At 38.9% G+C, this 14,533-nt stretch carries 12 protein-coding genes; 1 reads left to right on the top strand and 11 read right to left on the bottom strand.

Features of this window, described 5'->3' with window-relative positions; all coding sequences use genetic code 11:
* Window positions 1-81 precede the first annotated feature (81 nt).
* The 10 genes from IGI37_RS04565 to IGI37_RS04520 form a co-directional block, all read right to left on the bottom strand.
* On the bottom strand, window positions 82-2,679 hold the full coding sequence (locus IGI37_RS04565; protein ID WP_438760253.1) for an ABC transporter permease: 2,598 nt from the start codon (window positions 2,677-2,679) through the stop codon (window positions 82-84).
* Window positions 2,680-2,693: 14 nt separating this feature from the next.
* Window positions 2,694-3,356 carry an ABC transporter ATP-binding protein gene (locus tag IGI37_RS04560; protein WP_438760252.1) on the bottom strand — a complete coding sequence of 221 codons (663 nt, stop codon included), beginning with the start codon at window positions 3,354-3,356 and terminating at the stop codon, window positions 2,694-2,696.
* Window positions 3,357-3,541: 185 nt separating this feature from the next.
* The gene (locus IGI37_RS04555; RefSeq protein WP_438760251.1) at window positions 3,542-4,543 is read right to left on the bottom strand and encodes a sensor histidine kinase; all 1,002 of its coding nucleotides are present in this window, start codon (window positions 4,541-4,543) and stop codon (window positions 3,542-3,544) included.
* A gap of 2 nt (window positions 4,544-4,545) precedes the next feature.
* Window positions 4,546-5,205, bottom strand: a complete 660-nt coding sequence (locus IGI37_RS04550) for a response regulator transcription factor (RefSeq protein ID WP_438760250.1) — start codon at window positions 5,203-5,205, stop codon at window positions 4,546-4,548.
* A 569-nt stretch (window positions 5,206-5,774) separates the two neighbouring features.
* Window positions 5,775-7,148, bottom strand: a complete 1,374-nt coding sequence (locus IGI37_RS04545) for a glycoside hydrolase family 32 protein (RefSeq protein ID WP_438760249.1) — start codon at window positions 7,146-7,148, stop codon at window positions 5,775-5,777.
* A gap of 4 nt (window positions 7,149-7,152) precedes the next feature.
* Window positions 7,153-8,772 (bottom strand): ABC transporter substrate-binding protein, encoded by a 1,620-nt coding sequence (locus tag IGI37_RS04540; RefSeq protein WP_438760248.1) that lies wholly within the window; start codon window positions 8,770-8,772, stop codon window positions 7,153-7,155.
* A gap of 39 nt (window positions 8,773-8,811) precedes the next feature.
* Window positions 8,812-9,657 carry a carbohydrate ABC transporter permease gene (locus IGI37_RS04535; protein ID WP_438763581.1) on the bottom strand — a complete coding sequence of 282 codons (846 nt, stop codon included), beginning with the start codon at window positions 9,655-9,657 and terminating at the stop codon, window positions 8,812-8,814.
* Window positions 9,658-9,692: 35 nt separating this feature from the next.
* Window positions 9,693-10,607, bottom strand: coding sequence for an ABC transporter permease (locus IGI37_RS04530; protein WP_438760247.1), 915 nt, complete (start codon window positions 10,605-10,607; stop codon window positions 9,693-9,695).
* A gap of 141 nt (window positions 10,608-10,748) precedes the next feature.
* The gene (locus IGI37_RS04525) at window positions 10,749-11,663 is read right to left on the bottom strand and encodes an ROK family protein (RefSeq protein ID WP_438763580.1); all 915 of its coding nucleotides are present in this window, start codon (window positions 11,661-11,663) and stop codon (window positions 10,749-10,751) included.
* Window positions 11,664-11,684: 21 nt separating this feature from the next.
* Window positions 11,685-12,656, bottom strand: a complete 972-nt coding sequence (locus IGI37_RS04520; RefSeq protein ID WP_438760246.1) for a LacI family DNA-binding transcriptional regulator — start codon at window positions 12,654-12,656, stop codon at window positions 11,685-11,687.
* Between the two features lie 258 nt (window positions 12,657-12,914).
* On the opposite strand from IGI37_RS04520, the gene IGI37_RS04515 reads away from it, so the two are divergent.
* Window positions 12,915-13,691: a LysM peptidoglycan-binding domain-containing protein gene (locus tag IGI37_RS04515; RefSeq protein ID WP_438760245.1), complete on the top strand. Its 777-nt coding sequence runs from the start codon at window positions 12,915-12,917 to the stop codon at window positions 13,689-13,691.
* A gap of 157 nt (window positions 13,692-13,848) precedes the next feature.
* On the opposite strand, the gene IGI37_RS04510 is transcribed toward IGI37_RS04515, so the two are convergent.
* Window positions 13,849-14,490 carry a hypothetical protein gene (locus IGI37_RS04510; protein WP_438760244.1) on the bottom strand — a complete coding sequence of 214 codons (642 nt, stop codon included), beginning with the start codon at window positions 14,488-14,490 and terminating at the stop codon, window positions 13,849-13,851.
* Window positions 14,491-14,533: the final 43 nt, after the last annotated feature.

Genomic DNA, 14,533 nt, shown 5'->3' with positions numbered 1-14,533 from the left:
TTTCTTACAAGTATATAGACATTTGGCTAGCAAAACAAGTGGACAAAGATAAGGCTCGCCTATTTTCACTAATCTAGTCAGCTATTCCGTTGTTTCTCTCAAACGCTCAATGATACTTTGATTGGTCAGGCGACGATAGACTAGTAATGGTAAACTGATACAAATAATAATCAAACTACAAATAATAACTCCCATAGGAAGATACGGGAAGAAAAATTGTGCATAACCTAGTCTCGAACGAATCAGTTTGAATAATAGAACGATTCCCCCAGAACCTAACGTCAACAACAGAATAGATGAAAAGCCACTATATAATAGACCTTCTAACACTAAGAGACTTCTCAGCTGTTTTCTAGTCATTCCGATACTTTCCATCACCGCGAATTCACTGCGTCGACTTAATAAACTACTGATTGTTGCGTTAATATAATTGACGAGGCCCAAGCTAATCAATAGGAAACTAATCGAATACATAGCAATTTGCATCGTTTTGATTTCATCTTGTGCGGCTGCTAACCTGTCTGAAGTTATGCTTAAATATGGTAATTTACTATCCTGTTCACTGGGTAATATAGATAGTTCCTTATTTTCTATAAACTTCTTTAGTTTCTTCTTAATTGTGGGTTCTTTTTCTTCATCTACATAAAGTCTGATGTTAAGCGGGCGTTTTGATATCCCCAACTCGTCAAAACTAGCCTCTCTGATGAGAAGTTCAGGGCCAATTTTCATTGAGATATGCTTATCTGGAAAACCTTCAACACTCGGGTTTACATAACCACCAAATTTTTTTGACAAACTCTCTTTTCCAGCAGTCTCATCACTCAATTGAACCGTTTGACCGATTGTAGAAACAGAATTTTTCATTAATTTTTCTGAGAAATAATCACCATCTGTACTAATCACACTTGTACCTTGTCTTAGTCCAGCCATATCTAGGGTTAACTTATTTTCTTTGACAAACATTTCTAACGCATCTAAATAACTCTCCTCTGCCGTTAAGACTGTCGCATAAAAAGAGCTCTTAATTTCTTCCATTGCTTGTTTGCCATCCTCTGTATCTAGGTCAATACGACTCATAGACTGCCACCCCTTAAAATAAGGCTCCCAGACGGCTTCATCTGGATTCAAACGAATATACCCACCGTAAATCACTTCTGCTTTCTCCACTCCATCTAGTGACTGTAGGTAAGCTGCTTCCTCCTTAGTGATCGCTAGAAAAGAATCATCGTAAGGGCCTTCCAAATCATCTGGACTATAATGTACTTTTAATTCAAAATCAGGAGACGCCTTAATATTGTTTGTATAATCTAATGCTGTAACAACCATGATTGAGCTTAAAGCAATCCCTAGTCCAAGGAAAATCGAGGTCATTGAAAGAAGTGTCGCTCGTTTGTTGCGCCACATGTTTCGCCAAGCCATCGACAACAGCTTGGTCCCACGCTTTCCTTTGCGGGTTTTTCTTCGGCCCACCTTAGGCCCTATATAAGTCAGCGACTCCATTGGGCTGATTTTACCCGCTTTATACGCGGGAAAAAGAATACTTACAAACGAAACAATCACTGCTACAAGCAGGCTGCCCACTAAGAGAAAGGGGTCAAATTGCATCATTTGCGAAGATAAACCGTAATTGTTCAGATAGAAGTTCGCTAAAAGGCGCGGAGCAATACCTAAAATAAGCACAAAACTAATTCCGCTCCCCAACAAGAGGCCAATTCCAGCAATTTTTGCAAACTGTTGATAAATCGTTTTTCTTATTTGCCGATTGGTGGCGCCAATTGTTTTGAGTAAACCAAAGTAACGAACTTCTTGGTTGATAGAGATGTTCATAATGTTATAGTTCAATAAGAACACACACACAAACAAAATACCGATGCTAATAAGGGCAATATCATAACCACCTACCGTTCGTCGGATGACATTATAGTTGACAGAATTGTCGCTTTCAAAACGCTGGGTTTCATCAATGGTCTCAATATCTTGATAGAGTCTTTTTTCAACATCTTCTCCAGGATACCAATTTTTTTGTTGAATCAATAAAGCGGTGGCCTGATTCATTGCCCCCCCCCATTGATGCAAATAACTTTCAGAGAAAAAGCCGATTGGAGGACCTTCTATTGGATGGACATAATCCGTGTAAAAACCCGACAACTTAAAGGTTTCCAGCGCCGATTTCCCTTTATCGAGGTAAATTTCAACAGGAATCGCCATCCCTAACTTAGGTTTTGTAATACCCAATTCCGCCAACCCTCGAAGGGAAAGCATCAATTCATCTGCTCTTTTTGGGTAACTCCCTTCAACATCAGAATAGGCTGGCAAAAGCATGTCCGTATACGCCACCTGATCTGCAACTACTCCAACAAAACGACTCTGGCCTTCTGTTCTTCCTTCAGAAAACGCATGCACTTTCCCCGTCTTTTCTATGTATGAAAGTCGCTCAATTTGCTTTTTTTGAAGGTTCGTTGGTCGGTCTAACATAGTCGTGACTGCTTGTCCGTTATGTCTGATCTCCATCAAATATTCGGCATCAATTCGCCCCTTCATAAAGCTAAAAACACAAAATAAAACGAGTACCGTTGTTGCCACTGCACCAATCATTAGCCAATTTCGAAATTTATTATGGGCATAATCCGCACGAGATAACAGACGGATCACTTGACGGTTATTATTTCTTAATTTCATCGTTCTCCCTCTTTCTAACAGACTTTTCCATCTTCAATTCGGATAATTCGATCAGCCATCTGTGCAATTTCTTCACTGTGCGTCACGACTGCAATCGTTTGATTAAAATCATAAGCAGACGACTTTAATAAGGCCACCACTTCCAAACTGTTTTTGGAGTCAAGATTTCCTGTGGGTTCATCTGCTAAAATAATTGCCGGTTTTGTCAGTAAAGCTCGCGCAATCGCGACTCGTTGTTGTTGACCGCCCGATAAATTCCCCGGCATTTGCTCTAACTTTTGCTGTAGCTGCAATTTTTTAGTGACCCGTTCAAAATAGACTTCATCAATTTCAATGCCATCCAACTTTAACGGTAAGGTAATATTTTCATACACATTCAAAATAGGAACCAGGTTATAATTTTGGAAAACAAACCCAATATTCCGTCTTCTAAAGATGGTTAATTCATCATTACTCAGCTGATTCAGGCGCTTGCGTCTGACAATCACTTCCCCACTATCTGGGGTATCTAAACCACCAAGCATATTCAAAAGGGTACTTTTGCCACTTCCGGAGCTACCGACAATCGCAATAAATTCCCCCTCGTCGATTTGAATGGTCACCTCATCCAATGCGTGTACTTGTGTTTCACCGGTTCCGTATGTTTTTTTTAATTGATTGGTTTTTAAAATCACCATCATCGTCCTCACTTTCACTCTTGCTAAATTCAGTATAACGGGCATTTCTAACAAACTTCTTACAGAATCAAACAAATCTAATTCTTTTTGTGCCTTCTTACTAGCCTTCCTCAAATTTGAAGCCTGTCCCATTAGCCAAAGTTGACTAATGGGACAGGCTTTAAAATAACCAAAAGGATCTGCTTTTATTTTGGCAAGTAGATAGTTGTACTAAGTCCAGGTTGTTCACGTTTAATATTCATAAGCCCCTTATGACACATGATAATTCTCCGTGCAGTATACAGCCCAATCCCAAAACCCTCTTGCGTTGTTACGTTTTTCCCTCGATAAAAACGCTGATAGAGATTTGCTTCTTCCTCTTTTTCAATCCCTATTCCATAATCTCGAATGTTAATTTGAGCAAACATTTCATTATCAATCAATTCGATTTCAATTGTTGAATGTTTAGGAGAATACTTGATACTATTGTCAATCAAGTTATAAAAAGCTTCTCCTAACCAATTCTTGTCATGAGGAAGAATGATTTCTGTAGGGGCTATCACCGTAACCTCAATTTCTTTAAATTCCGCTTGCTTATGTAACTGAAACACTGCCCCAACAACCGTTTCCTTCAACGATAAATTCGCATTTTTAAGCTGAATTAAATGCTGATCTAAGCGAGACATTTTGATAAAACTTTCTACTAAAAAAGAGATCTTTTTCTGCGAAGCTTCAAGTGCATTAACAGCTTGTCTCTTCTCTGACTCTGACACATCAGGAAGTTTCAAAATTTCTAAATAGGTTTCAATACTAACCAATGGGGTACGCAATTGATGCGCAATTTCAGTGATCAGTTTTTGGATACTATTCTTATCTTTACTAGCTGATCGCTTGATACTGATGACCGTTTCTTCTAAACGTTGAAGCTGCTTATAGACTTTAGAAACAAGCTCATCTCTATTTTCAGGAACGTTTTCTAACAGACCTTCCTCAAAAACCGTTTGGATAGATTTGCCAATCCCCTCAACGATTCGTTCATACCTTCTTCGTTCACAAAAAGCGAGTAGTAAAAAAAGAAACAATAGACTCAGCACAAGTAAGCTGAAACCAATCTGCTGAGTATAATAGTAGGCGAGACCAACAATAAACCCTGCAATCCCTAGTTGAACCAACTGAATCCAATACTGTTTTATCCAAGTTTTTATCATCATCACTCCCCAAATACGTAGCCCATTCCAAATATATTTTTGATATAGTTCATTTCTCGTTCGGTCGGTTCAATTTTCTTTTTTAAACGATTGATTGTCACGCTGACTGTATTCTCTCCGACAAATGAGCCCTCCAAATCCCAGACACGGTGCAGAATCGCTTCTTTAGAAACCACCTGTCCAGCATTTCTAGTCAAATACTCTAATAGCTGATACTCTTTTGCTGTCAAACGAATCAATTGATTGGCTTGAATGACTTGTTTCTTTTTATAGTCTATCGTTAATGTTTCATGCCGAAAAATATCTAGCGTCACTGCGTTTCGTTTTAAAACCACCTGAATCTTTTTCTTTAAGACCTCTGTTGAAAAAGGCTTCACTACATAATCCTCACAACCAGAATCATAGGCCTGTAACATATCCACTTCGTCATCTCTAGCCGTCAAAAAAATAACAGGTATCTGCTTAGCCGCGTCACACACTTGAAACCCCAAGCCGTCAGGTAAATTAATATCTAACAAGAGAATGTCTGGATGTTCCTTCAACAAATCCATTCCATCTTGACAGGTAAATGCGTGAAGCACCTCATACCCTTCTTTTCTTAATAGAATGTCTAACGCTTCTTGCAGTAAGCGGTCATCCTCTACAATTCCAATTTTAACCATGGTTTCACTTCCTTTTGCTCCTCCTAGTCTACTTGAATTTATTTCTCTGGTAAACCTATTTTTTCAATGAAAAATTCTTTTCCCTTGAGAACTGTAAGGATAGATTAAAAAACAAACAATCGGATAATTTTCCACCTTTTTACGATGAATTTCATCTGCCCTCGCATTCTCGTTTGCCTATAAGTCCATCATTTTTCTTGATGTCTCTATGATATACGAAAAAGAGAGTCCCTAACCATTTCTGTCCTAAACGGTCGAAAATCGGTCATAATCGTTAAAAAAGTACCCAAAATGACCTTTTCCAGGAGTAAAAAACGAGAGAAAATACCAATAAATCTAGCGTCTATTTCAAAATTCGACTTCCTTCCCGAAAAATTTTGATATAAAAATATATGCTTAGATCGAAAGTAAAGACTAGCGACTATTTTTCACAATAGATTGTTCCAACGATGAGCCGCTTCATTCGAAAGAGTCATTTCGAAACAAAAAGAGAGCGTGAAACCGTAACTCAAAGAGTTAGGTCTCACGCTCCTAGTATTCGATTAAACGGTGGGTAAAGAACCATCCCACTAGCTGTACGTAGTTACTTTTAGCTCGGCTCCAGTGATTTTTATCTCAGGTGTTTCTGTTTCTAAATAAAAGGTGGTTGAAAAAGCGACTTCGTCATTGACGATGATCTCACAACAAGACTCATCCACGTATAGTCTGACTACCAATTTTTCAGAAGAGTATTCTTTTTTACGAACACTAGAATAGGTTTCTTCTCCTTGAATTTGTCGAGTGAGCTTGGTTCGGTCAATCGTTAAGACTGCTCCATCATAAGTAAATTCAAGAGAATCAGAAGCCGAACCAATTTCGATAGAGAATGCTTCTTTTGTCTCTATTTGTGTGTACAGTGTCACAGGTCCTTTGTAACGATCTTTAACAATCTGTGAAGAAGATAGCTTTAGCTTTTCATGAAACTCAGAGACAACCGATTGGGTCAACTTACCATCGACCAAACGAAGCTCTCTAGGAATCACCATACTTCCTGCCCAACGATGACCCAGCTCATCTGTTGGCATCGTTCGGCCCCACATTTGTTGCCAAGCAATCAGCAGTCGGCGCTTCTTATCATCCACCAACGTCTGAGGTGCATAGAAGTCTAGGCCAGAGTCAATTTCATCATAACTCTCTGGTATAAATGTATAGGTGGCCCAATCTACTTTCCCAACGAAATACACAGAGCTGTTCACATTTGTATAACGATAGCCGTCTGGTGCAAACGCAATAGGGGAGACAATCAAGATATCTTTTCCATCTAATTCAAACAAATCTGGACACTCCCAAATTCTGCCCTGATGAGGTTTGGCCGTCAAGAAGGTTGACTTAAATCTCCAGTCAGCCAAATCATCTGACTCAAATAACAAGACATTGCCAATTCCCTCTTCGGTTGAAGCAACTAAGGAGTAATATTTATTCTCTCTCATAAAAATTTTAGGGTCCCGAAAATCAGCCGTATTTTTCACATGACGCTCGTCAATCACTGGATTATGCGGTGATTTTTCAAAATGAAGGCCGTCTGTGCTCTCTGCGATACACTGAACTTGACAGGCCTGCCCCTCTTTTTCTGAGACTCCTGTGTACATCAGAATTAGTTTATCACCTTGTACCAAAGCAGTACCTGAAAAACAACCGCCTTTATCATAAGGTTGATCTGGAGTTAACGCGACGGGCAAATGCGTCCAGTTCACCAAATCCTGACTCTTTGCATGCCCCCAATGCATTGGACCCCATTTCGCAGAATAGGGGTGAAATTGGTAAAACAAGTGATACTCTCCTTTATAATACACAAACCCATTTGGGTCATTAATCCATCCAATTGGTGCCGAAAAGTGGGCCTTGGGTTTGTAAGTTGTATTCACCTGTGCTGTATTATCTAAAATCCATTTATCAACTGTCATTCTCTCATCCTTTAGTATAATTCGTATAATTTTTTTGTTTAATTTCTAACCACTCATCCAAACCAAATGATTTCAATTGTGCTAAATAGTCATCCCACTCTTTATCAATATTTCCTTTTGTAATCCATTCATCGCGTTTTCTTAAAATAAAATCTTGCATATCTGCATCAATATCCGCTAAACGTTTGGTATCTTCAGCCGAAAGGAAAATGTTTGGATAATTATTTTCATTTTGAACATAAGGGAAAATATATTGATCCATCAAATCAAGACGCCATTTTGCATCATCAGGCATTGTTGTATACGTACCGTAATAACTATCCAAAATCGCTAACGGACCGCCGACTGCTGTTTTTTGACGAACTTCAACAGGCGCTGCACCATCAAGTGGTTCATGAGTTAATTGATTTTTTTCTTCATCGTATTTGAAAATATTTTGACCCTCGTCGCCATATGTTCCCCAGTTATTTTGAACGGATTGTACAGGTGCATACATTTGGTCAATCCATTTAGCTGTCAGCTCCAAGTTTTTATTCGCTGAGGTAATCACAAACCGGTCTCTTGAAAAACCGAAGTTATTGGTTCTGGTCACATTTACTTTGCCTGTTTCGTTAGCCATTGGTTGATACATCACATAATCATCTGTCGCCCCAGTCACATTGTGTGGATCCCAAGTAAAGTACAATCCATACTTTTGATCGTTGCCTTTTGCAACATAACGAGACCAGTCCTGCTCAAAACTTTCTGTATCAATTAATCCTTCTTCATAAGCTTTATTAAAGAACTTAACGGCTTTTTTGTAGTTTTCCGTATTCGCTGTAAACTGAACCTTGCCATTATCATCGACAACTAAGTGGTTTCCATTATCACCCGTGCCATCGCCAAATGCCGCAAATAACATTTTCAAATCATTGCCGTCATCATTTGAGATAAAACTCATTGGGATTTCATCTGCTTTGCCGTTACCGTTTGGATCTTTTTCCTTAAAGGCTTTTAACACATTGTATAATTCTTCTGCATTTTTTGGATGCTCCAAGCCTAACTTAGTCAACCAAGCCTGATTAATCCACCCTAATGAATTCACGGTATGAATCGATTTTTTACCTTCGCCAAGCTCTTCAATCCAAGGTAGCGAATAAATATGACCATCAGGAGCTGTCAACATTTGTTTGTATTCAGGTGCTTCTTCAAAAACTTTTTGTAGGTTCGGCATATACTTGTCAATCGCTTCTTCAAGAGGAACGATTACGCCGTTTTCACCCCAAGTCAACAGATCCTGCTCACTTGCACCTGCATTAAAGATTGCGTCAGGTAAGTCACCTGATGCAATATCTAGATTCCTTTTTTCAGCAAAATCGTTGGCATAATTGGTCCAGTTAATATGCACGTTGCTTTGTTCCTCTAAGCGTTTAAAAATTAACATGTCATTTGGATTATCTGGAGCAGTTGGACTTTCTGACACCAACATATTCAATTCAACTTTGTCTTTTAAGGGGAATTCCACCTTAGTTAATTCGTAGTCTTTACTAGCGCTCTGATCACTGTTTCCTTTTTTGCCACATGCTCCTAAAGCGAATAAAACTGCAGCAGACATCCCTAAAACCATTAATTTTTTTGTTTTCATTTTTCAAATCCCTCTCTTAGTTAAAATTTTTCAATGAAACTAGCCCTTGACAGAACCAATCAATACACCCTTATCAAAATATTTTTGGAAGAATGGATACATAATAATTAGTGGCAAGCTTGAGATAATAATCGTCGCGTATTTAATTAATTGCGCGACTTTCTCCATCTCTGCCATAGCCGCTTGTGAGCCAACCATATTGGTATCAATCTGGTTTTGAATCAAAATGTTCCGTAAAATCAATTGTAACGGTTGTAAATTGGGATCTTTAATATAGATCATGGCATCAAAATAGCTATTCCACTGACCCACAAAGGCATATAAAAATAAGACAAACATAATTGGTTTAGCCAAAGGTAACATGATTCTGAAAAAGACTTGCATGTCGTTGGCCCCATCAATTTTGGCCGCCTCCTCTAGCTCATCAGGCAGCCCTTGGAAATACGTTCTAGCGAGAATAATATTCCAAATATTAATGGCTCCAGGCAAAATAATAGCCCATGGTGTATCCAGAATACCTAACCCTTTGACCACCATATAAGTCGGAACTAACCCTCCACCGAAAAACATTGTCAACATGAAGAAAGACATAATCACATTGCGCCCAACAAACTCCTTTTTCGATAGAGGATACGCACAAATCATCGTGATAAACGTTGAAAACGCAGCATAAGCAAAAGAATATAACATCGAATTCACAAACCCACGCAGAATTGAATCGTTGGCTAAAACTTTTTGATAACCAGCTAAAGTCCAATCTTTTAGATTAAAGCTAATTCCTTTACTCATTAATGTATCAGGATTTTGAAACGACGCGGCCAAGACATAGGCTAACGGAACGACGGTAATGAAGACGAGTAAACCAATTAATAGTTTATTAATCATCAAAACGTTTCTATCAAACCGAGTATTATTAGACATTACAAACCCTCCCCATCGTTTAATTTTTTCACTGTTTGGTTAACAACCACAATCAAAATAAGATTGATCACTGAGTTGAATAAACCAACCGCAGTTGAATAACTATAATCCCCTGATTGAAGCCCCACTTTATAGACGTAGGTTGCGATAATTTCAGAGCTTGGCAGATTCATCGTCGTTTGCATCAGATAGGCTTTTTCATAGCCGACACTCATAATGCCTCCTGCAGCCAAGATAAAACTAATCACCATTACTGGCTTAATTGCTGGTAAATCAACATGCCAGACCCGTTGCAACACGTTAGCCCCATCAATTTTGGCTGCATCAATCAACTCGGGTGACACATTGGATAGCGTCGCAGTATAGAGAATAGAGGACCAGCCAATTCCTTGCCAAATTCCCGAGAAAATATAAAGGGGTCGGAAGAAATCAGGCTCTGTCAGAAACGGTAACGTCTTCCCAGTGAAAAACTCATAAATGCTGTTTACAGGCCCTTTATTGGAAAAGAATAAAAAGAGCATCCCCACAATAATTACAACGGAAATAAAATTAGGGGCATATAAGATTAGCTGCAACCGTTTCTTCAATTTATCACTCGCCAACAAATTAAAAGAAAGCGCTAATATTATTGGTGGAAAGAAACCAAGTAAAAGTCCATATACACTAAGCTTTAATGTATTCACCAATAAATTCATAAAATTCGGGGAAGATAAAAAGCGTGAAAAATGTTCGAACCCTACCCACTCACTTCCCAGAATCCCTTGAAGAGGATTGTAATTTTTAAAGGCAATCAGCAATCCATAGATCGGTACATATTTGAAAATAAACGTCAAAATAAGTGCAGGTAAAACCAGCATATAAAGCATGTAGTTTTTTTTCATGTACCTCAAGTTTTGTTTAACTTTGTGTTTCATAACTTTCTCCCTTCTTTTTGAAACGTTTCCAGTTTGTTCCAAAAAATAAATCATCTCGTTTTTGAAACGTTTCCGATATGGATATTCTATACTAGATGATTTATTTTTTCAACCACTTTTTTTAAATTTTATTTGCCGAAGTTACATGAGCTTTTTGGCTAACGCAAAATTCCCGATTGTGGCAGAACCGTTTTCTACTACAGCTGGCAGGCTTAAATACGTGTCCATATTCTCTATTTCAACATAATTATTCAAGGTTTTTTTGAACTCTTTTTTGACAATTTCTAAAAGCGTTGGGCTCATGACTCCTCCACCAAGTACGATAATATTCGGACGAATCGTTAACGTCACTTGGACACAAGCTTGTGCGATATAATTGCCAATAATCTCGAATACGGGGTGATCTAATGCCACATTCTCTCCTCGAATTCCCAGTCTTGCTTCTAATGTCGGCCCACTTGCCAAGCCTTCAAGACAGTCTTTGTGATACGGACAGACTCCTTCAAACTCAGCGTCATCTGCCAATCGTTTAACGCTGACATGCCCCATCTCAGGGTGGCCGGTAACTCCGACAATTTCGCCGTTTAACACGATACCCGCACCAATTCCTGTACCAATCGTATAATAAACCAGTCCATCTGCCTTCTCTCTAGAGATAAATTCCCCATAGGCTGACGAATTCACATCTGTCGTGAAATAAATGGGAACATCGAGTGCCTCTTTTAGCGGGCGCACCACGTCAACGTCTGCCCAGCCCTCTTTTGGGGTACTTGTGATATACCCGTATTTTTCGTGTGTTAGTCGATTTTCTAACGGGCCAAACATGCCCATCCCAATAGCTGAAACCGACTTTCCTTCAAAGAATTTAATGACTTTTTGTAACGTCTCTTCTGGCGTTGTTGTCTTAAAAACCACCTTTTCAACAACTTCTAACTGTTCATTTCCAATCGCGCAGACAAATTTTGTCCCGCCCCCTTCAATACTACCGAATAAGCGCGAATCTGAGGTAATCGGCGCGTCGATGGTTGTTTTTATTTGCTGTTTGTTCTCTTGCATGTTCATAGCTCCTGACCTCTCTTAATTTTTTGTTGTCCAGCCTTCAATAAATGTGACTGGAAGAATCGTTTTATAGTTAATCGGCTCACCGTTAATTGCATTCATAATCTGCTCAACAGCTACTTTAGCCATTGTCTCTAACGGCTGACGAATTGTTGTCATCAAATACTCTCGTTCTTCTGAAAGCTTCACACCATCAAAACCAATAACTTGAATATCCTCTGGGACTTTTTTACCTAATACTTCTAGTTCTTTCATCACATTTATCGCTAAAAAGTCGTTAATACCAAACAAACCATCGATGGTTGGATTCTCAATAAAAAACTGTTGCACTCGTTCTTTAAAATCAACAAGTGGTTCTTCAAAGTCCAAAATTGAAATCTTTTTCCCTGCAGCTCGTGCACTCTTCTCAAAATAAATTCGTCGATTCTTTGTTTCACTTTCTTTGTCTTGATGTGTTCCTACAAAAGCAAAATGCTGGCAACCCCTTTTATTTAACTCATTAAAAGCAATCTCGCCACCTTCTTTACTATCTGCTGCAACAATTGCTACCTTACTTGTAAAATGGCGGTCAATACTAACAAAAGGAATGTCAGAGGAGACACTTTTATCAATGTCTGTGTAGGTAATCCCGATAATGCCATCTACTTTGTTTTGTTTAATCATTTGAATATACTCATCTTCTACAGCTGGATCCCCAGTTGAATTACATAAGAAAATTTTGTATCCCAATGCTTTCAATTCCTTCTCCACATGGAAACCAAACTCTGAAAAGAATGGGTGCCAAATAGTCGGAACAATCAATGCAATGGTATTGGAACGGTTCGTTTTCATTCCTCTAGCATAAATATCCGGCTCATAACCTAGCTCCTCAATCGCCTTATTAACCTTTTCGAGCGTGCTATCCTTCACTTTCACTCCATTGATTACGCGAGAGACGGTTCCAACACCTACCCCAGCCAACTTCGCCACATCTTTCATGGTCGCTTTCAATACTATCCCTCCTCGTTTTTTTACTAGTATAGCACATTAAACCAAGCAATTGAAACGTTTCCGATTTAACTTTAAAAAATTTTCTCACAGTCATCGTTGACTGTTCTTGTTCTCAATTTTTTATGTAAATAGTTAAATAAACTTTTGTAAACAATAGACTCCTAGACTCTTAGAGTAGAAATTTCCCTCTTATTTTGAGCTGTTTCTGTTTCTCTATTTTTGATATAATAACTATGATTATTGAATGGAGGAAATGTTGTGAAAAAAGTGTTACTGGGTATCGCATTATTTACTATCTTAAGCTTGAGTGGCTGTTCAAAAGAAAAGGTCAGCACGACAACAAGCTCTAGCCAACCAACTATGAACACCTCGACAACTACAAGTAGTCAAGAGGAAAAAGAAACCTATCAGTCCATCTTAGATGACTATACAGAAAAACTAAAAGAGGCCTCCCCAAAATTAGTGGCCGAATACAATACAGAATATCCTTTTATTCAGGGGGGAACTGATGCTCTAGCAAAATTGTCAAATGACAAACTTGCAAAGCTTGCTGAACTATCCAATGAAGGAGTCGCAAAAATGGCACAGATCCAATTAGATGCCAAAGACAGCCCCTCCACTTATGAAAAATGGGCGGCGAAGTTGATCGACGTCTATTCTGAAGAAGGCTTGAAAATAACTGGTGTTTATCTGACTTCAATCGCATCAGACTACGAGCAGTCTAAAGATCGTTTTAGTCAACCAATCAATGAGCCTAATCAACAGGCAAAAGCTCCGGTAAGTAGCCCCTCAAGTGAGCCTTCGTACAGTGAATATTACGAAGAAAACAGGCCTGATCAATCGACAGTCGAGCACCCTACAGAACCTGAAAATAAATCAGAAGACGGTGCTGAATACACAACTGCTCAGGCCGGTGAAGGTCCACAGCAGATCGCGAATCGAACCGGCGTTCCTGTAGAAAAAATCTACGAGCTAAACGGGATGTCCGCAGAGAATTTCTTTTTGTCTCCTGGTGACTCGATTCGAATAAAATAAAACCAAAGATAACGACACATCTAAGGGAAGATTCTGTGTTACTTTTGACACAAATAAGTCACGCCGTTTAACTCGTCTAAATCAAAAAAGGCTTGAACAAATAAAACTAGCCAAGCGCCTGAGAATTATGGCTCTTGGCTAGTTATTTATTCCTCTTTCAATTTGATGGGTACATACCGCTGTTGTTGGCGATAGCCCAAGCCTTTTCAATATCCTTATGATAGGTATTTTCTTCATCCAAGTACGGCATATTGAACATAAAATGACGGCTTGTATCCAATTCAAAATTGGTCGTCTCTATCCATCTGTGAATTTTTTCTTGGACTTTTATGATGCTCTCATCATCTTCATCAATCGTCACTGCCATTGCGTACAAACCACCAGGAAAATCAATTAACTCAAAAGGAGAAACTTCTTCTGGCGTGACACCATCTTTAACCGCACATAAAAATTCTCCTTTATTGTCATTCACAAGGCAAAAATCTTGGCAGTCAAAAAACACGGGTCTAAACAGATGAACATGTTGCCACATTTGAAACATAAGTCCCCCAGGTTTAAATATCTCTTCCCAGGTATGCTCTCCTGCCGTTAGGGCTGTAAATTTAGGAACTCTGACAACCATCACATCGGGCACTTTTTTATCAAGTTTATCCGTAATTTCAATCAACCGATTAATGTTTGCCGGCTTCCCTATGTAGTCCGTACTAATAAATTGGCTCTCAATTTGCTTCGCTTTATCATACAGCTGCTTAATATCTCCATTTGCAGTAAAATTCATTTTTTCGATTTCTTGAAACATAGATGCGGCCTTGCCACTTTGGTCTCATGAAAGGTGCTGGAAA

Source organism: Enterococcus sp. AZ194, from assembly GCF_051713825.1.
Lineage (GTDB): Bacteria > Bacillota > Bacilli > Lactobacillales > Enterococcaceae > Enterococcus_K.
Note: the sequence above shows the minus strand (reverse complement) of the source record. Positions and strands in the feature narration are given on the sequence as shown.

Coding starts and splice junctions, on each gene's coding strand:
- IGI37_RS04565 (WP_438760253.1), bottom strand. CDS start 2,679: ATGAAATTAAGAAATAATAACCGTCAAGTGATCCGTCTGTTATCTCGT.
- IGI37_RS04560 (WP_438760252.1), bottom strand. CDS start 3,356: ATGGTGATTTTAAAAACCAATCAATTAAAAAAAACATACGGAACCGGT.
- IGI37_RS04555 (WP_438760251.1), bottom strand. CDS start 4,543: ATGATAAAAACTTGGATAAAACAGTATTGGATTCAGTTGGTTCAACTA.
- IGI37_RS04550 (WP_438760250.1), bottom strand. CDS start 5,205: ATGGTTAAAATTGGAATTGTAGAGGATGACCGCTTACTGCAAGAAGCG.
- IGI37_RS04545 (WP_438760249.1), bottom strand. CDS start 7,148: ATGACAGTTGATAAATGGATTTTAGATAATACAGCACAGGTGAATACA.
- IGI37_RS04540 (WP_438760248.1), bottom strand. CDS start 8,772: ATGAAAACAAAAAAATTAATGGTTTTAGGGATGTCTGCTGCAGTTTTA.
- IGI37_RS04535 (WP_438763581.1), bottom strand. CDS start 9,657: ATGATTAATAAACTATTAATTGGTTTACTCGTCTTCATTACCGTCGTT.
- IGI37_RS04530 (WP_438760247.1), bottom strand. CDS start 10,607: ATGAAACACAAAGTTAAACAAAACTTGAGGTACATGAAAAAAAACTAC.
- IGI37_RS04525 (WP_438763580.1), bottom strand. CDS start 11,663: ATGCAAGAGAACAAACAGCAAATAAAAACAACCATCGACGCGCCGATT.
- IGI37_RS04510 (WP_438760244.1), bottom strand. CDS start 14,490: ATGTTTCAAGAAATCGAAAAAATGAATTTTACTGCAAATGGAGATATT.